Origin of the sequence: Shewanella litoralis, from assembly GCF_009828585.1 — a bacterium.
In the GTDB taxonomy this organism is placed as follows: domain Bacteria; phylum Pseudomonadota; class Gammaproteobacteria; order Enterobacterales; family Shewanellaceae; genus Shewanella; species Shewanella litoralis.
In genome coordinates this window covers 1-316 of the sequence record NZ_WSRZ01000127.1, presented here as the reverse complement: position 1 = coordinate 316, position 316 = coordinate 1, and the positions used below count along the sequence as shown (strand labels likewise).

Sequence of the window (316 nt, the reverse complement as noted above, 5' to 3'; positions counted from 1 at the left end):
CTTTTGAAGTGCTATAAACGGGCTAATCGATCGACTTACGTCTTTCGATGCTCTGCACCTGTGACTGATCTATCAACTTTGTTTGTAGTGCCTTTGACTAAAAAGGTTCTAACGGATAACGAGAGATTAGGGTTTGATTTCGGAGAGGAGGCCTGAGACACTGCCTCCACTTCCAAGGAAGGCAGCAGGAGCGAAAATTTCTCAATGACACCTCGTCGAAGAAGTGACAAGAATTAACAGAACTGGGTCCTTTTTGGAACAGTATCTGTGATGAGAACAATTTAAAACCATTAACTAGTAGCGAAAGACGGGTGAG

General features: G+C 43.4%; 1 rRNA gene. It reads left to right on the top strand.

Annotated elements, in window-relative coordinates:
- Positions 1-228, top strand: a 16S ribosomal RNA gene (locus GQA99_RS20725); the annotation flags it as partial.
- Between the last annotated feature and the right edge of the window lie 88 nt (positions 229-316).